Origin of the sequence: Companilactobacillus mishanensis (assembly GCF_003946505.1) — a bacterium.
GTDB classification, from domain to species: domain Bacteria; phylum Bacillota; class Bacilli; order Lactobacillales; family Lactobacillaceae; genus Companilactobacillus; species Companilactobacillus mishanensis.
On the sequence record NZ_RHON01000002.1, the window covers coordinates 140,415 to 158,948 of the forward strand.

15 protein-coding genes are annotated in these 18,534 nt (G+C 37.3%); 5 read left to right on the plus strand and 10 right to left on the minus strand.

Annotation, left to right across the window (positions count from 1 at the left end; translation table 11 throughout):
* Nucleotides 1–196 precede the first annotated feature (196 nt).
* Nucleotides 197–2,863, minus strand: a complete 2,667-nt coding sequence (locus EKM63_RS03285) for an HAD-IC family P-type ATPase (RefSeq protein ID WP_125703688.1) — start codon at nucleotides 2,861–2,863, stop codon at nucleotides 197–199.
* 275 nt (nucleotides 2,864–3,138) lie between these two features.
* Complete coding sequence (gene rlmD / locus EKM63_RS03290; protein ID WP_125703690.1) at nucleotides 3,139–4,518, minus strand: 23S rRNA (uracil(1939)-C(5))-methyltransferase RlmD; 1,380 nt, start codon at nucleotides 4,516–4,518, stop codon at nucleotides 3,139–3,141.
* Between the two features lie 65 nt (nucleotides 4,519–4,583).
* Between rlmD and recX the strand changes: the two genes are divergently transcribed.
* Together recX and ntdP are read left to right on the plus strand one after the other, a co-directional pair.
* Nucleotides 4,584–5,354, plus strand: a complete 771-nt coding sequence (recX, locus tag EKM63_RS03295) for a recombination regulator RecX (protein ID WP_125703692.1) — start codon at nucleotides 4,584–4,586, stop codon at nucleotides 5,352–5,354.
* A gap of 75 nt (nucleotides 5,355–5,429) precedes the next feature.
* The gene (gene ntdP / locus EKM63_RS03300; RefSeq protein ID WP_125703694.1) at nucleotides 5,430–5,963 is read left to right on the plus strand and encodes a nucleoside tri-diphosphate phosphatase; all 534 of its coding nucleotides are present in this window, start codon (nucleotides 5,430–5,432) and stop codon (nucleotides 5,961–5,963) included.
* Nucleotides 5,964–6,013: 50 nt separating this feature from the next.
* Here ntdP and EKM63_RS03305 read toward each other — a convergent pair whose 3' ends face one another.
* Nucleotides 6,014–7,150: an AI-2E family transporter gene (locus EKM63_RS03305; protein WP_125703696.1), complete on the minus strand. Its 1,137-nt coding sequence runs from the start codon at nucleotides 7,148–7,150 to the stop codon at nucleotides 6,014–6,016.
* Nucleotides 7,151–7,194: 44 nt separating this feature from the next.
* On the minus strand, nucleotides 7,195–8,115 hold the full coding sequence (locus tag EKM63_RS03310) for a LysR family transcriptional regulator (RefSeq protein ID WP_125703698.1): 921 nt from the start codon (nucleotides 8,113–8,115) through the stop codon (nucleotides 7,195–7,197).
* A gap of 210 nt (nucleotides 8,116–8,325) precedes the next feature.
* On the opposite strand from EKM63_RS03310, the gene EKM63_RS03315 reads away from it, so the two are divergent.
* Entirely contained in the window at nucleotides 8,326–10,341 is a 2,016-nt protein-coding gene (locus EKM63_RS03315; RefSeq protein WP_125703700.1) for an oxidoreductase, read from the plus strand.
* A 36-nt stretch (nucleotides 10,342–10,377) separates the two neighbouring features.
* Here EKM63_RS03315 and EKM63_RS03320 read toward each other — a convergent pair whose 3' ends face one another.
* The 6 genes from EKM63_RS03320 to EKM63_RS03345 all read right to left on the minus strand — a co-directional run bounded on the left by EKM63_RS03320 (nucleotide 10,378) and on the right by EKM63_RS03345 (nucleotide 15,261).
* Nucleotides 10,378–11,133, minus strand: coding sequence for an amino acid ABC transporter ATP-binding protein (locus EKM63_RS03320; protein WP_125703703.1), 756 nt, complete (start codon nucleotides 11,131–11,133; stop codon nucleotides 10,378–10,380).
* Nucleotides 11,133–11,828 carry an amino acid ABC transporter permease gene (locus EKM63_RS03325; RefSeq protein ID WP_125703705.1) on the minus strand — a complete coding sequence of 232 codons (696 nt, stop codon included), beginning with the start codon at nucleotides 11,826–11,828 and terminating at the stop codon, nucleotides 11,133–11,135. The genes EKM63_RS03320 and EKM63_RS03325 overlap by 1 nt, the downstream gene beginning before the upstream one ends.
* A gap of 26 nt (nucleotides 11,829–11,854) precedes the next feature.
* Nucleotides 11,855–12,640, minus strand: coding sequence for a transporter substrate-binding domain-containing protein (locus tag EKM63_RS03330; protein ID WP_125703707.1), 786 nt, complete (start codon nucleotides 12,638–12,640; stop codon nucleotides 11,855–11,857).
* 79 nt (nucleotides 12,641–12,719) lie between these two features.
* Complete coding sequence (gene cysK / locus EKM63_RS03335; RefSeq protein WP_125703709.1) at nucleotides 12,720–13,643, minus strand: cysteine synthase A; 924 nt, start codon at nucleotides 13,641–13,643, stop codon at nucleotides 12,720–12,722.
* A 101-nt stretch (nucleotides 13,644–13,744) separates the two neighbouring features.
* Nucleotides 13,745–14,551, minus strand: a complete 807-nt coding sequence (locus tag EKM63_RS03340; RefSeq protein WP_125703711.1) for a homoserine O-acetyltransferase/O-succinyltransferase family protein — start codon at nucleotides 14,549–14,551, stop codon at nucleotides 13,745–13,747.
* A 248-nt stretch (nucleotides 14,552–14,799) separates the two neighbouring features.
* Nucleotides 14,800–15,261, minus strand: a complete 462-nt coding sequence (locus EKM63_RS03345) for a hypothetical protein (RefSeq protein ID WP_125703713.1) — start codon at nucleotides 15,259–15,261, stop codon at nucleotides 14,800–14,802.
* Between the two features lie 127 nt (nucleotides 15,262–15,388).
* Here EKM63_RS03345 and EKM63_RS03350 point away from each other — a divergent pair, with 127 nt between their 5' ends.
* The gene (locus EKM63_RS03350; protein ID WP_125704142.1) at nucleotides 15,389–16,744 is read left to right on the plus strand and encodes a hemolysin family protein; all 1,356 of its coding nucleotides are present in this window, start codon (nucleotides 15,389–15,391) and stop codon (nucleotides 16,742–16,744) included.
* A gap of 31 nt (nucleotides 16,745–16,775) precedes the next feature.
* Nucleotides 16,776–18,353, plus strand: a complete 1,578-nt coding sequence (locus tag EKM63_RS03355) for a peptide chain release factor 3 (protein WP_125703714.1) — start codon at nucleotides 16,776–16,778, stop codon at nucleotides 18,351–18,353.
* The last annotated feature ends 181 nt before the right edge of the window (nucleotides 18,354–18,534 follow it).

Genomic DNA, 18,534 nt, shown 5'->3' on the forward strand with positions numbered 1-18,534 from the left:
TAAAAAAGAGAATTTGGTAGAACGGGTTTGGTGACAGTTGCGTAATTTATCCTGTCTGATAAATTGCCTGCCAAGAAATCTGTTTTTTCACATTCCGAAGAATGCTATACCAAATTCTCTTTAAATTATTATTTCCTTGTATATTAAGTTTATCAAGATATTTATATCATGTCAAACTTATTTTAATCATTAGTTATTACTGACTAACTTTTTTACTAAAGTCTAATCTGATCAGCTTATCAAGTTCTGCTACTGCGAAAACTATGATTCCTCCAACTAAGGCAATCAACCATTCTGTTGTTCCAATTGCACTTGTGTGGAAGATTCCTTGCATAAATGGTACATAAGTTAAAATCACCTGAAGGACCATCATGATAGCAATGAAGATGAAGGCATTTTTATTCACGAACATTTCTTTAGATAGTGCTAATTTTGGAGTTCGGATACTAAATAGGTAGAAAATCTTACCAACGATAAGCACGTTGACCATAGTTGTGCTGGTTACTTCAGGGCTAACACCCATTCCTGTGAACCAAGTGTCGACGATCATACCGATTATTGCCATTAAAAATGAAATATAAGTAACTTGGAAAACATCGTGGCGATTCATAAGTTTAGCACCGGTTTTACGTGGTGGTCGTTGCATGATGCCATCTTCAGCTGGCTCAAAAATCAAGGCGAACTGAATTGTTATTGCGGAGACCATGTTGATCCAAAGTAATTGAGTTGGGTGAAGAGGGATGTCATCTCGAGTTAAGATGGCGAAGGCGATTATCAGACCTTCAGCAAACGAGATCGGCAATAAATAAAGAATACTTTTCTTAATATTGTCGAAGATACGACGTCCTTCACGGATAGCATTTGAAATCGTCGCAAAGTTATCATCAGTCAAAATCATGTCGGCAGAATCTTTAGCTACGTCGGTACCTTTGATACCCATCGCAACACCTATGTCAGCACGTTTTAGAGCTGGAGCATCATTAACTCCGTCACCAGTCATAGCTGTAACTTTATTGTTCTTTTGTAAGGCTTTGATGATCTCAATTTTATTACCAGGAGTAGTTCTAGCGAAAACCTGATTTTTATCTGCAGCAATGATACGTTCTTCATCATTAAGAGCATCCCATTCGAGTCCTGTGATCGCATGGATCTCATCTGCTAAACCAAGCTTTTCACCGATAGCTTTTGCGGTCAGAGCACTGTCACCGGTAATCATTTTTACATCGACACCAGCGGAACGGATCTCCTTAAGTGCTTGAATAACTTCGTCACGTGGCGGATCAATTATGGCTGCTAAACCTAAGAAAGTCAGTCCTTCGTTGATCAGTTCATGAGTTACGTCAGTTTCATTGTCAGGTACGTCACGATAGGCAACGGCAATTACACGTTTACCATCTTTTGAATATTCTTCGACTTTACGAGTCCAACCTTCAATATCAAAGTTGGAGTCAACTTTTTGCGCCATTTTGAAAATTTTATCAGGAGAACCTTTAACGAATAGAATTCTATCTTTAGCTTTGTCTTCAACTAATTGTCCGATATAACGGAAATCGGAATCAAAAGGTAAGATATCTACACGTTCAAAACGTGATTTATCTTCAATTGGGAAGACCTTATGATAAAGCGATAAGAAGGCACCATCTGTTGGTTCACCATTTATTTTCCACTTGCCATCTTCTTGTAAAAGACGTGTATCATTAGCAAAATATCCAGCTTCTAAAAAGAGTTGCATCTTTTCATCGATTTCTATCGGTTGATCATTTTGAGTGATCTCTCCAACCGGAGCATAACCAGTTCCACTAACTTGATACTCATTAGAATCAATTACTATATCAGTAACTGTCATTTCGTTTTTGGTTAACGTACCTGTTTTATCAGTGGCAATAACATCGACGGAACCAAGCGTTTCAACGGATGGCAAAGTTTTGATGATTGTGTTCTGATTCTTAGCCATATCACTAACACCTTTAGCTAGAATCACTGATGTCGAAGCTGGTAATCCTTCAGGAATCGTACCGACCACGACAGCTACAACGGCCATTGCGAGTACTGGTAGTGAGTAAACTTGAAACATTAGACCAATTACGAAGATAACTACCGCTGCTGCCAGGATAAAGTAAGATACATTGGCACCAAGTCGGTCGATCACCTTCATCAGTGGAGTTTTTCTTTGTTCAACGGAACTTACTTCTGTCGAAATCTTACCAATTTCTGTTTTTTCAGCAGTGGCAACGACTAAACCAATTCCGCTACCTTTAGTTACAGCAGTAGATGCGAAGGCCATGTTTGTTTGATCAGCCAGAGAGACTTTATCGCCTGGTATAGCTTCTTCAGTTTTTTCAACCGAATTGGCCTCACCGGTCAATGAAGATTCCTGAATACTCAAGTTGTCAGATACGACAATTCTTAAATCGGCAGGGACATTGTCACCAGCCTCTAAAAAGACAGAGTCGCCAACAACGATTTCTTCAGCAGGGACTTCGGTACGTTCACCATCTCGGTAAATAGTAGCGTCAGTCGAAAGCATCTCTTTGATTTTTTCAACAGCATTAGATGCACTTGTTTCTTGGAAATAACCAATCAAAGTGTTGATGATAACAACGATAGCAATAATCGCAGCATCCGAGTATTCACCCATTAATAGAGTGATCACTACTGCAGCTATCAGCACATAGATGACCATATTATTGAATTGTCTAAGTAGAATTTTCCACTTAGGTGTCTGATGTGATTCAATTTTGTTGGGGCCATTCTCTGCCAATCTTTTGGCAGCCTCTTGTTCAGAAAGGCCTTGTTCGAAGTTTTCAGTATTATGTTTCTGCTGTATTTCAGATAATTCAGTCTGATAAGTTTCAGTGTCCATTTAATAATCCTCTTTAATTTAATTTGTGTAAAAGGGTATAGAAAAAAAGAGAACCTCGGTATAAGCGGTTTGATGGGGATGCGGAATTAATTATCATTGTGATAAAAATCTGCGCCAAGAAATCGGATCAGCATTCCCATGAATGCCTACCAAAGTTCTCCTAGACAGGATTAACTTTCAATATTTGAATTGTAGAATTCGTCTTCAGTTGAGAAGGCTCCTTATTTGTTTTTTAGTAATATTAGTTTAACAAGTATTTTATAACCCGTCAATTTTTATCTTCTTGATAGCTTAACTATTGTTTCAACATGTGGAGTTTGTGGGAACATATCAACTGGTTGCAAGTAATCAACACGATATTTAGTCACAAGTTGAGTTAAATCTTTAGCTAAGGTAGAAGGGTTACATGAAATGTAAACAAATTTTTCAGGACGGTTTGCCAAGATAGTTTTGATCAATTTATCGTCCAACCCAACACGTGGAGGGTCAACAATAACAGCGTTTGGATGAATGTCATCTTCCAATAACTTTGGATAAACTTCATCAACAGAACCGACGTAATAGTCAGTGTTAGTAATGCCGTTCAATTCTGAATTCTTTTTGGCATCAGCGATAGCTTCTGGAATAATTTCGATTCCATAAACATGCTCAACTTGTTTTGCTAATGTGATACCAATAGTACCAACACCACAGTATGCATCTAACAGAATGTCAGATGGAGCAGGATGAAGTGCTTCAGCTGCTAAATCATAAAGTTTATCGGTTTGTAATGAATTAAGTTGCAAGAAGGCTCTAGGTGAGAGGTTGAAGGTATATCCATTGATGTCTTCTTGAAGATACTCATCACCCCAGATAAGACGAGTCTCATCACCCCAAACGGCGCCTTGATCTTCAGTGTTGATATTTTGTGAGATAGAGCTTATCTCGGGGATAGCCTCACGGATAGCTTCAACAAATTTGTGTTCTTTTAAGAACTTCTTTGAACGTGTGATGAAGGTTACTTGTAATTTGTTGAATTCAACTGATTGACGAATAACGATCATGCTGATGATTCCTGATTTTGCCTCAGGATTATAAACCGGCAATCCAAGTTCTTTAATTATTTTGACGATATTACGGATTGCCTTCATTGTTAGATCCATTTGAGTTGGCATGTCGGGTAGATCAACTAAGTCTTGGGTACCACTTTGATACAAGCCACAACGGATCTCACCATCAATTTCCTGAATCGGGAATTGAGCTTTATTACGATATCTTTCTTGTTGTGGGGATGCCAAAGTTGGCTTGATACGATAATGTTCGTATGCGTGTGGTTTATATTTATTCAGAGATTCACGCAAAATGTCAGCCTTGAATCTTAATTGATCTTCATATTTGATATGAGCAAATTCAAGCCCACCAACTTTTTCAGCAAGTGGAGTGACATCTTCATTTCTGTATGGGCTACGAGTTCTAATTTTATGAATTTTTCCATTTAAGAAGCGAGTATGTACTTCAGTGATTTCGCAAACGATAACATCTTCCGGGACAGCTCCTGGTACAAAAACAATAACGTGTTTGAAAAATCCAATTCCTTCACCGTTTATTCCGATTCTTCTGATAGTAAGTGGGAAACGGTCGCCCACATTTAGTTCTTCAGTAATATTATTATCCATTAATTTCTCCTTTGAGAAAATCTGCGTTAAACTTACACTTGAGTATAACATGCGAGGTAGAGCAATTGACAAAAGTCACCAAAATACAAGCACAGAAAAGAAAAGGTCGTTACAATATTTATCTTGACGGCACATATGCATTTCCAGTTGGAGAATCAACTTTGATCGAATTTCGATTGATGAAAGATGTTGAATTGACTGATGAGGAAATCAATAAAATAAAAGATCGTGAAAACGTCAATAAGGCATATGGCGATGCGGTCAATTACTTGAGTTATCAATTAAGGACCATCAAAGAGATGAAAGACTACCTCTATAAGAAGGAATATGAAAGTCCAATAATCTATGATGTTCTGGAACGTTTGGAAAAACTACATTATTTAGATGACGAGGCTTATGCACAAAGTTTTATCAACACTCAACTGAACACGTCTGCCAATGGTCCCAAAATAATCAAACAAAAAATGTTTCAAAAAGGTGTTCCTGAATCGATAATCCAAATGAAAATGGATGAGATTGACCAGGATATTTTACTTGAGAATGCAACTGAGTTTGCTAAAAAACAAATCCACAAGAATCGCCGTGCCTCTTTCCGACAACAATTGACCAAGCTGCGTCAAAGCCTGTATTCTAAAGGATTTAGTCCTGAGATCATTAATCAAACTATGGACAATATTGATTTGGAAAAAGACGAGGATGAGGAGAGTGAAAATCTTCGTAAGATGATCGACAAGGTCCAACATCGTTATGACAATCCGTCTAAGTTGATCAAATACTTGATGGGTAAGGGTTATTCATATGACTCAATCAAGAAAGCTTTACAAAGTGACGATTAGTTTCAACTTTTCTTTCAATCGTTTCACAGCTCTGTTATAATTTTTTTGAACAAGTTTTTGAAAGCTGGTCATGTTATGCAAATACCCAGAGAAGGGGATTACGTAGCAATCCAGAGTTACAAGCATGATGGTCATTTACATCGTACTTGGCGTGAAACAATGGTGTTAAAGACAAGCGAGAACGAAATAATTGGTTGTAACGAAAACACGTTAGTCACTGAATCAGACGGTCGCCGTTGGGTGACTCGAGAACCCGCAATTGTATATTTCCATAAGCACTACTGGTTCAATATTATTGCAATGATTCGTGATACTGGAGTTTCTTATTACTGTAATTTGGCTACTCCCTTTGCTTTAGATAAAGAAGCCATCAAATATATAGATTATGATTTAGACGTAAAGGTATTTCCTGACGGTGAAAAGCGTCTGCTTGATGTTGATGAATATGCAGCACACAGCAAGATGTGGAATTATCCGCCAGAGATAGATAAAATTCTACATTATAATGTTGATGTTTTAATTGATTGGATAGACAAGGGAAAAGGTCCTTTTTCCCAAGCCTACATAGATCTCTGGATGAAGAGATATAAGGAATTATCTCACCATTAATATGGGTTGCTCGATCCTAAAAAAAGACTGCTGAAATTTCAGCAGTCTTTTTATATTTCCGTAATAGTTGGATTTGATTTTTCTTCTTTTTTTAAAGTAGCATTTCGAATCAATTGATAAATTGTTGCTACGATTGGTACACCAACTAACATTCCGACAATGCCAGCCAGTCCACCACCAATCGTGATGGCAACTAAGACAAGAATTCCAGGTAATCCAATTGAACCACCAACAACGTGAGGATAAATCAGGTTTCCTTCAAGTTGTTGCAAAATAATGATAAATACTACGAACAATACACCCTGTAGTGGGGATGTGACTGCAATCAAGACAAAGCCAACACCGCCACCGATCCAAGCACCAATCATAGGAATCAAAGCTGTCATTCCGACTAAAGCACCTATCGACAATGCGTTTGGGAATCTGAAGATCCACATGCCCAGTGCACACAACGTTCCAAGAATGAATGCTTCAGTGACTTGTCCCTTAATGAAACTTGAGAATGATTGATTGGCAATGTGTAATACATAACGAGTTTTTTCCATAAATCTTGCAGGAAGAAATGCATCAAAAACACGATTCAGACGATTGCCGATTCTTTCTTTACCACTTACTAAGTAGATAGCAAAGGTGAAGGCCAAAATGAAATTGAACAAACCTTTAGAAATACTTCCAAAAATTGATAGAGATGATGAGAATACACCAGAAAGTCCAGTAGAAATGAGTTTCATCAATTTTGCTTGAATGGAAGACCAATCAATTTTAGTAGTTTCAAGTTGGTCAATCAGCGTGTTGGCATTATTTGAGTTGTCGAGCCACTTGTTAATTTTATCAACGACATCAGGCAAACTGGTAAAGAATCCACTGATAGCGTCGATGAATTGTGGGATAACCAATCTCATGACCCAAGCGATGATAGCAATAATGATGACTAAGGCCAAAATCAAAGCAGTTGGTCGGCGTAAACTAGTCCATATTTTTTTCTTAGCTTTAGGCCAAAAGTATTTTTCGAACATACTACTAAGAATGTTGATACAGTAAGCCAGAGCTGCTCCAATTACTAACGGTAAAGCCACAGACCAGAGAGCTTTAAATAAGTTGAATACTTGAGCAGGGTAGATTATCAATATCAAAAATATGGCAATAAACGCACCATAGCGGATGAATTCTTGTTTGGTCAGTTTCATAGATTTCCCCTTTGATTTAATTAAAACTATCTTATCATTTTAGTTTACAAAATAGGATTTAAATATTTTTGAGTTAATTCGTCGAGTAACTTTACTGGTGCAATGACGTTTGCGGATTTCTTATAAGAAATGCCTACATCCGTGCTCAGCAAATTAGTGGGCATTCGGTAAACGTTAAGGTGTGCATTAGGACGAATCAGGTTTTGTTGCAATACTTGCGAGACGATAAAAGTACAACCAATTTGTTGATCTGCCAACTGAGCAGCAATATCCATATTGGCAACTTCGGTCGTTATGTTGATCGAGATTCCGTTATCTATCAAGAAGTGGTCTAACATTTCTTGGTAACGTGAATCGCCACGTATTTTGATAAACTTTTCGTTTTGAATCGATTCGAGGGCGTATGGAAATTCAGGTGGATAGTTTCTTGAGGGATCGAATAATTTAGATGATTTTGGTACCAAAATGTAAATAGGTGTTTCTGACAGTTTCTTGTAAATAAGCTTTTTGTTATAAATTGGCATTCCAATGAAGAAATTAATTTCGCCATTTATTAAGGATTTTTCGGCCTGGTAAGTTGGCATCTCAAGTAATCTGGTTCGGATGTCAGGGTATTTTTCAATAAATGCTGGCATGATTTTTGGGAAAAATATTCTTCCTAATGGCTGATTTGTTGCGATAACAATCTCACCGTGTGCATACTTTGCCAGACTAGACATCTGTGTTTTCAATGAGGAATACTCATTTTCTTGTTGACGCAAATAATTAAGCATGATGGTACCGGCATACGATAGCTGTAATGGTTTTACATCTCTGTCGATCAAGGAAACACCGAACTTCTTTTCATATTCATGGACCGTTTGACTGATATAAGGTTGGGTCACATAAAGACTATTTGCAGCTTTTGAAATGCTTCCATATTTTGAAATTGCCTCGAGAAACTTCATTAACTTATCATTTTTCAATTTTAAGCGCCTCCCGTAATGTGAATACTATTCACAATCAAATGATTTTGATATTTATTACAATTACTATTAATAAACAGTTTTACTATAATAAAACGGTTATACTTTCATCCCTATATTCTAATTGTACATACTTTGTAAAAGAATGCACAATGTAATTGTAAACAATATTAATTAATTTGTAGATAAAAATATGAGGAGGAAAAAGTAATGGTTATTGTTACCGAGGACGTCAAAAAGCGTAATGTATCAAGACTATTTACACCTGCTAAAATTGGTGGATTAACTATCAATAACAGAACCGTCATGGCACCGTTGGGACTTGTTAGCTATTCCGATGATCAAGGTGGATTCAATAAGAATGCGCAAGATATGTACATCCGCCGTGCCAAAGGTGGCGTTGGTATGATCACAGTTGGATTGATTGGCTGTGACTATGTCGATTTTGCGGATGGTAGTGTACCATGTGCTATCAAGAATCCATTAGTATTCATGAATACATCAAAGGAAATGTTAGATAAAATACATTCATATGGAACAAAAGCTATATGTATGATTTCTGCAGGTTCAGGCCGTTCTTCTTTCCCAGGAGCTTCGAAACAAAAATGGGCTCCATCCGAAAATGAAAACAGATTTGATCCTAAACAGATCCATCGTGCAATGACTCATGATGAGATCACACACATGATTGAGGACTTCGTCAAGAGTGCGGTTATTTGCCAGCAGAGTGGTTTTGATGGTATTGAGATTCACGCGGTTCATGAGGGTTACTTATTTGATCAGTTTGCCATGAGTTTGTTTAACCGAAGAACTGATGAATACGGTGGTAGTTTGGAAAACAGACTTCGTATTGTAACTGATATTGTTAAGGGTATCAAAGCTCAATGTGGTGAGGATTTTCCTGTATCAATCAGATTTTCTCTAAAGAGTTTCATTAAAGAACTAAGGGTTGGTGGAATGCCTGGAGAAAAATTTGAGGAAAAGGGCCGTGATATTAGTGAAGGTCTTGAAGCCGCAAAGATTCTTGAGGCTGCCGGATACGACATGCTAAATGTTGATGCCGGAACATACGATGCTTGGTTCTGGAATCACCCACCAATGTACTTCAATAAGAAAGGAATTTATAACACTTTTGGTGCCCAAGTAAAAGAGGCTGTTAATATTCCTGTTGGTGTTGCCGGTAGAATGGACGACCCTGAAGTTATCAATGATGCGCTGGATCAAGGTATCGACTTGATTGAGTTTGGTCGTCCACTACTAGCTGACCCTGATTTGCCAAACAAAATCAAAGCAGATGCTTGGGAAGATATTCGCCCATGTATCTCATGCCAAGACGGTTGCTTAGCTCGTTTGGAGCACGGTTTGCCATTCTCATGTACAGTTAATCCGGCTACTGGTCGGGAGGCTGAATATAGACTGACCGTTCCTTTAGAGAAGAAAAATATTTTGATAATCGGTGGTGGTCCCGCTGGTCTTGAAACTGCCTGGATATCCGGTAAAAGAGGACACAATGTAACTTTGATGGAGGAAACTTCTGAATTAGGTGGCGAACTCGTACCTGGTTCAGCACCTGATTTCAAGTCAAATGACCGTGAGTTGATCGAATGGTTCAAACGTCAATTAAGTAATATGGGTAACGTTGAAATTAAACTAAATTCTGCAGCTACCAAGAAGGATTTCAACGATAACGCATTTGATACAATCGTTGTTGCAACCGGTTCTAAACCAATTATTCCCGATTTTGGCAGTAATCAAATGATCACAGCCGCCGATGTTTTGTTGAAGAAGACGGAGATTGGTAATCACGTAACAATTATTGGTGGCGGTCTTGTAGGTTGTGAGACAGCTTTGATGCTCAAGAAACAAGGTAAAGATGTTTCTATCGTTGAAATGCGCGACGACATTTGCGGTGGCGTTGGTAAAATGTCATTTGCTAACTATCAAATGTTGAAACAACTGATTCCGTACAACAATATCGATTTGAAACTTAATACAAAAGTTGATTCAGTCGATGGAACTAATGTTATTGTTGAAACTTCTGATGGAAATAAACAGACCATCAACAGTGATACTGTTGTCTGTGCATTGGGATACAAGCCTAATAATATTTTTTCTGACTTGTTGAGTACCTCAGGTAAAGAGACATATCTACTTGGTGATTCACGCCATGTGGACAATATTATGCAGGCAATTTGGGATGCATATGCTGTAGCAAAAGATATCTAGAGATAAAAAAATAAGATGCCATTCGGCATCTTATTTTTATTTTTCTTCAACTGTTGGATCAATGGAGATCCCGGATAGAAAGTCCTTGATACGAGGTGTAGGATTCTCGAAGAAATCCTTAGTATCGCCGTCATAGACTTTTGTACCATCTTCAATAAAGACGATTTTGTCAGAAACTAGCCTGGCGAAATCCATGTTGTGGGTCACGATGACCATTGATTGGCCTTGTTTACATAATTCCTCAAGGATTCTCAAAACCTGAGTTTCAAGTTCTGGATCCAAGGCGCTAGTTGGTTCGTCTAGCAAAATATATTCTGGATTCATCGCTAAGGCACGACAGATGGAGATTCTTTGCTGCTGACCACCAGATAGCTGACTTGGATAACGTTCCTCTAGTCCAGCTAAACCAACACGTTTGATCAATTCTTTTGCGTGCTTTTCGGCCTCAGCTTTTGATTGTCCTAATACTGTCATTGGAGCAGTCGTGATGTTTTTTAGCACAGTTAAATTTGGAAACAAATTCCAATTTTGAAATACCATACTTGTTTTCTGACGAAGTGAAAAACTATCTTTTTTAGAAATAGGTTTGGAATAATCGTAAGTCAAATTTGGAAATTCCACTGACCCGCTCTCCGGTCTGACTAGTAAGTCGATCGAACGTAAGAGAGTTGATTTACCTGAACCAGAAGGTCCTAGGATAACCGTCGTTTTCCCAGCTGGGAAGTCAACAGAGATATCGTTAAGAACAGTTTTTCCTTCATATGATTTATTAATATGTTTTAGAGAAATCATTAGGCAGCACTTCCTTTGACATACTTATTCGTACGTTTTTCTAGGTAATGTTGTAATAGTGTCAGGATTGAACAAATAATTGCATATAATGCGGCAACTAGTGAATACATCAATAATGGCTCAAAGTTTTTGGCAGTCATTTGTTGACTGACTTGGAACATTTCCAAAATGGTTATCGAACTTGCCAAAGAAGTATCCTTAACTAATCCAATAAATGAGTTGGAAAGTGGTGGAAGTGCAATTCTGATTGCCTGTGGCAAGATAATTTTATTCAAGGTTTGTGTTGTACTGAAGTTCAATGTATAAGCAGCATCCCATTGATCTTGAGGAACTGACATTAGAGCTGAACGAATTGTTTCTGATGCGTAGGCACCAGTATTCAATGAGAATCCGATGGTAGCAGCGATGAATGGATCAAGCTGGATACCAGCATTAGGTAGTCCAAAAAAAATAATAAACAATTGAACTAGTAGTGGAGTGGAACGGAATAGCCATACATAAAAACTAGCAATTGCGCGTAGAACCAACCATGGATACTTCAATGCCTTATTTTCGCTAGGTTTAATAAATTTAATCAATGCAGTTAATACAGCTAGTATCAATCCGAATAGGAAAGATAACAAAGCTAATGGAATTGTGTATTGAATCATTGCGGAAAGTAATTCAGGCAATGAAGTTATGATTGTGTTCCACATATATCTGATCCCCCTCGATAGAACTACTACTTGGTAATATCTTCACCAAAGTATTTGTTTGATAGACGTTTCATTGTGCCATCTTTGTATAACTTGTCCATGGCCTTGTTAACGTCACCACGTAACTTAGTTGATTTCTTGTTGAACATTGGAGCAATTTTTGAAGCTTTCAAATCTTTAGCAGGAATAACTTGATATTTCAAATTATCACTCTTGCTCTTGCTATCTTTTTGCCATGTTAGAAAGGCTTCTTTTGAGTTGATAGTTGCCTTAACACGACCTTGGTCGATCATTGACATAGTAGTTTGGAAATCTGATGATGGAACGATGTCTCCACCGAATTTCTTGGCATTGTTATAGTTGTCGGTACCAGTACCTTCAGCCATTTTGACACCTTTCAAATCTTTAACAGATGTAATTGAATTATCACTATCTTTTGTAACGATTACAGGTTGTGAATTGACGTAAGGTTGAGCAAAAATGTAGTGGGCTTTACGATCTTTAGATTCAGCTAGATTGTTCAAGACCATATCAAATGTGTTTGAATTCAATCCGGCAATCAGTGAATCCCATTTAGTAGGAACAAATTTTGCCTTTAAGTTCATTTCTTTGGCAATGTCTTTACCAAGCTCAACTTCAAATCCTGTGAGCTTACCATTTTCACGGTATGAATATGGTGCGTATGTTCCTTCGAGACCAATTGTTAAAGTCCCTTTAGTTTTAGTTTCGCTTGAGCTACTGTTGCTGCAACCAGTAAGAACTAATACCAATGCTGCCACTGTAGCAAGAATTAATAAGACACGTTTTTTCATAATAGTTTTCCCCCATAAAATAGACGCTTTTTATTTTCTCACAAGTTGCTAAAGATTAGAAAATATTTGACTTTTCTTTTTAAAATTTAAACAAATCAGTTGATAGATATCTTTCACCGTTATCTGGAGCAACTGTGACAACTTTTTTACCTTTACCCAATTTCTTGGCGATCTCAATGGCACCGTAGATATTAGCACCTGCAGAAATACCTGGCAAGAAGCCTTCGTTACGGCTAACTTTTTGTGCCATATCGATAGCTTGATCACTAGTTACTTCTACTATATCTGAATATGATTTTTGATCCAATGTATCTGGGATCATACCAGCACTGATACCTTGAATCTTATGTTTACCAGTTTTACCTTCTTTTAGAAGTGGTGATTCTGCAGCTTCAAGGGCATAAAAAGTAACGTCAGGATAACGTTTTGTCAAAGCATGGCTAACACCAGTCAATGTACCACCAGTACCGACACCGGCAACAAAAGCATCAACACCATCGTCTCCAAAAGCACTGATGATTTCTTTACCAGTTGTAAGCTCGTGAATCTCAGGGTTAGCAGGGTTTGAGAATTGCATAGGTAAGAAGTAACCTTTTTCATCGGCTAGATCTTGAGCACGTTTGATTGCTCCGCCCATTCCTTCACTACCTGGTGTAAGAACAAGTTCAGTACCGTAACCTTGCATAAGCTTTCTACGTTCAACACTCATTGTGTCGGGCATCATGATAATCAAGTGATAGCCTTTAGCGGATGCAACAAGAGAAAGACCGATTCCGGTATTTCCAGAAGTAGGTTCCACGATAGTATCACCTGGCTTTAACTTGCCAGCTTTTTCAGCAGCTTCGACCATAGCTAAAGCTATTCTATCTTTGATTGAGCTACCAGGGTTGAAAAACTCCAATTTTACAAATACATCGGCAGCGTCCTCAGGTACTACCTTATTTAATTTGACGATAGGTGTTGATCCAATTAATTCAGTTATATTTTCTGCGATTTTTGACATGCTATTTTCCTCCATATTAATTCTCATTATTAAAAAAATTAATCTACGACAATGTCATTGTAATACATTATTTGAATACTTAGGTTCGATATTTTTAGACATTAGCAACAGACTTTGAGCTTAGCTGTAATTACTTGCTCGACCCAATTTCCAAAGAACTTAGCTTGAATATCTTCCCAAGCAAATACTGGTTTTTGAGTCAATGGTGAGTAGTAATTAGATGGTTGGATCGGGTTCTGTTCAGGATGAGCTGCGTATTCGCGGTCGAACTCCTTTTTGAGATCATTTTTCTGATATTCCAGATGTGAGAACAAGAACGACTGTGGTTTGTTTTCAGCTTCTGCCAAGAACAGCAATCCTTTATCATTGATTGCGTTGATTTTTAGATGTGGATTATTATTGATCTGCTGTTGATCCATCTCCGCATATCTAGCGTGGGGAGCAGGGAAGTTATCACTGATCCCATCCAGTAAATCGGAATCTGCCAAGATGTGATTTTGAAAAACACCGAATGCTTTATGAGGCAAAATTTTCTTGTTGATTCCGTATAGGTGATTCAGTGCTGCCATCGCACCCCAGCATACATACAATTGAGGGATGCTCAGTTTATTTAGTTTATCTAAGAGATCATTTATTTCATTGTTATAAGTAACATCACTGAAGGCAATTTTTTCAATAGGACTTCCAGATATGATGAATCCATCGAACTGATCGATTTCATTGAGATTTAATGGTCTCATTTTATCTAGTATTTCTGGATCTAATTTACGATCAACATAACGAGTTGCTGAGTAATAATAAGTAAATTCAATTTCTGAATGCTCATGTGTCAGCGATTTGTAGAAGTTTTCGTTGGTTTCGATCTTGTTGTACATCAGATTCAAAATACCGATTTTTATAGTAGTCACAGGTGACTCCTTTCCGTAGTAAAATAAAAAGGGAGCTGACTAATTGTCAGCTCCCTTGATTTATGAATACTACTTTTTATCAATTGAGTGGAATTAGACATGTCGAATAAGTATAGTAATTTTGCATTACTACACAGCAACATGCATTCATTTTTGAGTTGTTAAACTTTTTCATGTCTAATTCTCCTCATACGTTTCGTTGATTACAGAATATTATTAGAATTTCATTAAGTCAAGCATTTAATATTTTATTTTTTCTTCTCAGTATAAATTGATAATGAATCAAATTCCAGATATGAAGCTAGAGTAAGAGAAATCATCATAATCAGTACTAACCAGCCGATTGAGTTTCCTAAAATATGTTCAATGGGTAATATTTTTGCGACAAGATAAATACTTCCAATCGATAATGCAAAATCGACTAATAAATTCAAAGAAATTACTAATTTATTACGTTCAAGAATGAAGAAATTGATAAATCGTTTCAGACTTTTTCGTGTTGAACTGCGATACATGATCAGGATTGGACGTTGGGCAATAACTTTTACGGCAAAGATTCCCAAGGAACCGACGATGCCACCAACTAAGACTCTCCAAGTCAAGGCGTGGAGGACTAAAGCGTTATATGCGATTCCAACAATTCCTAGACTGACCACGTAAGGAATGAAAAAGAAGAATGTATAAATGACCACGATTTTTTTATTAGACAATTTGAATCTCTCCCTATATACTAATGTTTCTATTTTATCATTAATAAAGGTGTTATTGTTGAATTGTTTAACACCTGCTATAATTAGAGAATCTATTTATTTCCTATGAAAGAGAGTGAAAAAATTAATGAGTGATGACCCAACAGGTGCGACGATAATAGGACAGTTAATTTTAATTGTTGTCTTAACGCTCCTCAATGCCTTCTTCGCCGCTGGTGAGATGGCGATTGTTTCAGTAAATAAGACTTCAGTCGAGGATAAGGCTAAGAATGGTAATCGTCGTGCTGAACGAATTTTACAAGCAATAAATCATCCAACTAATTTTTTATCAACAATTCAAGTAGCAATAACACTGGCAGGATTCTTATCATCAGCTAGTGCGGCCACAAGTTTAAGTACAAAATTAGAAGGTGTAATTGGAAAGTTTCCAGGAAGTAGAGAACTTTCAATTATATTAATTACTGTGATTTTATCTTACTTCACATTAGTGTTGGGAGAACTATATCCCAAACAGATAGCTCTACACCGCCCATATCAGGTGGCTAGATTTACAGAACCAGTTGTACATTTTACAAGTAAAATACTCAAACCTTTCGTCTGGTTCTTGACGATATCGATCAACTTCTTGATGAAGATAACACCAATCGATTTCAGTAAAAAAGACGACAAGATTTCGAGAAGTGAAATGTTAGCTACGATTCAAAAATCTCGACAGAGTGGAACAATTAATTCTGATGAGTATCAAATGTTGCAGGGAATTATCAAATTTAGTGATAAGACTGTGCGTGAGATCATGGTTCCAAGAACAGATGCCTTCATGGTCGATGTCAATGATCCACTAGATGAAAATATCGATGCGATTTTATCGCAACCTTATTCTCGTGTGCCAGTTTATGGTGGAGATAAAGATACGATAGTAGGTATCGTTCATATCAAGAATTTATTGAAAGAAGCTAGGATTTCTGGCTTTGATAAGATAAGTTTGAAATCTATTATGACTGAACCATTGTTTATTCAAGAAACGACAAATATCGATTCATTATTATTGAGAATGCAATCAACGCAAACTCAAATTGCCATGGTCATGGATGAATATGGTGGGGTCGTTGGTTTAGCCACTATCGAAGATATTCTTGAAGAAATCGTTGGTGAGATCGATGATGAATATGATCAAGCAACGATGAATTATCAACGTCTCAGTTCAACTGAATATTCAGTTGTTGGACGTTTCTCAATTGATGACTTTAATGATTTATTCGAAGAAAATATCGAAGAAGACGATGTGGATACTATCGCTGGTTATTTGATCATGAATGTTGGTGAAATTCCAGATGGTAATCATCCTAAATCAATCGAATTGGAAGATGGTGTTAAACTAACTTCCGGAACGATGAACGCTTCGAGACTAGAAAATGTTATTGTAACTATTCCAAAAGATAAAGTTAAAACCGTAATGACAAATATGTTCGAAAAGAAATACTAAAAGTATTTCTTTTTTTGAGTAAGGAGCAAATATGGATCAAAAACAATTAGAGAATGAAGTCAGCAAACGTAGAACCTTCGCGATTATTTCTCACCCGGATGCCGGTAAAACAACTATCACTGAACAAATGCTTTACTTTGGTGGTGTAATTCGTTCTGCTGGTACCGTTAAAGCTAAAAAATCAGGTCAGTTTGCTACATCTGACTGGATGGAAATCGAAAAGAAACGTGGAATCTCTGTTACTAGTTCGGTAATGCAATTCCATTATCATGACAAAGATGTCAATATTTTGGATACACCTGGACATGAGGATTTCTCAGAAGATACATATAGAACTTTGATGGCCGTTGATGCTGCAGTCATGGTTATTGACTCAGCCAAAGGTATCGAGCCACAAACAAAGAAGTTATTTAAAGTTGTTAAAAAACGTGGAATTCCTATTTTTACATTTATGAATAAGCTCGACCGTGATGGTCGTGATCCACTTGATTTGATTGCTGAACTTGAAGAATTACTTAATATTGAAGGCTGTGCCATGAACTGGCCAATTGGTATGGGTAAGGAACTCAAGGGACTTTATGATATTTCCAACAATCGTGTTGAACTATATCGTAAAGTAGGCGACGACCGTTATCTTCCACTAACAGATGGTAAATTACCTGCTGGAAATGAAGAATTAGAAGGCGAAGGTGTTTATGATCAAGCCGTTGGCGAAGTAGATTTGATCAAAGAGGCCGGAAATAAATTTGATTTAGATAAAATCAAAAAAGGTGATCAAACACCAGTATTTTTCGGATCAGCTTTGACAAACTTTGGTGTTCAAACATTTTTGGATACATTTTTGGACATGGCTCCGGCTCCATCACCACATAAGGAACAAGATAATGATGAAATCGTGAAGCCAGATGACCCAGAATTTTCTGCTTTCGTATTTAAGATACAAGCTAACATGAACCCAAATCACCGTGATAGAATTGCCTTCGTTAGAATCTGTTCAGGTGAATTTGAAAAAGGTATGGATGTTACTTTACAACGTACTGGTAAAGTTATGCGTTTAAATAACGCTACCGAGTTCATGTCTGATCAGAGAGAACAAGTTAAAACTGCCGTTGCTGGTGATATCGTTGGTTTGTACGATACCGGTAATTTCCAAATTGGCGATACTATTTATACTGGTAAGAAGTCAGTTCAATTTGAAGATCTTCCTCAATTTACTCCAGAAATGTTTATGGAAGTTCAAGCAAAGAATGTTATGAAACAGAAGTCATTCCACAAAGGGATGCAACAACTAGTTCAAGAAGGTGCCGTTCAGTTGTATAGAACTTATACAACTAATGACTATATTCTTGGTGCTGTTGGTCAACTTCAATTTGAAGTTTTCCAATTCAGAATGAAGAACGAATACAATTGTGACGTCGTTATGACTCCAATCGGTTCTAGAACTGCTCGTTGGATCGACCCTGAACAGCTTGATCCTAGCATGTCTTCTACTCGTAACATGTTGGTTAAGGATTTGGATGACCAACCTTTGTTCTTGTTTGAGAATAGGTTTGCTGAGAATTGGTTTGCGAACAAGTATCCTGACGTGAAGCTAACTGCTAAGTTGTAAGGTTTGGTTGTTGGATGCCGATTCCGAAGAAAAATCGATTCTTGGTCCGGAACGTAGTCGACACCATTTGGAGCCCTTCCAAGGTTCGGAAGGTCTTCAAACTGGGTCTTTATCTAAACCTCGTTCCGAGGTTATGATAAATTTGACTACTTGGACCAAATCGATTTTTCTTCTACATCTA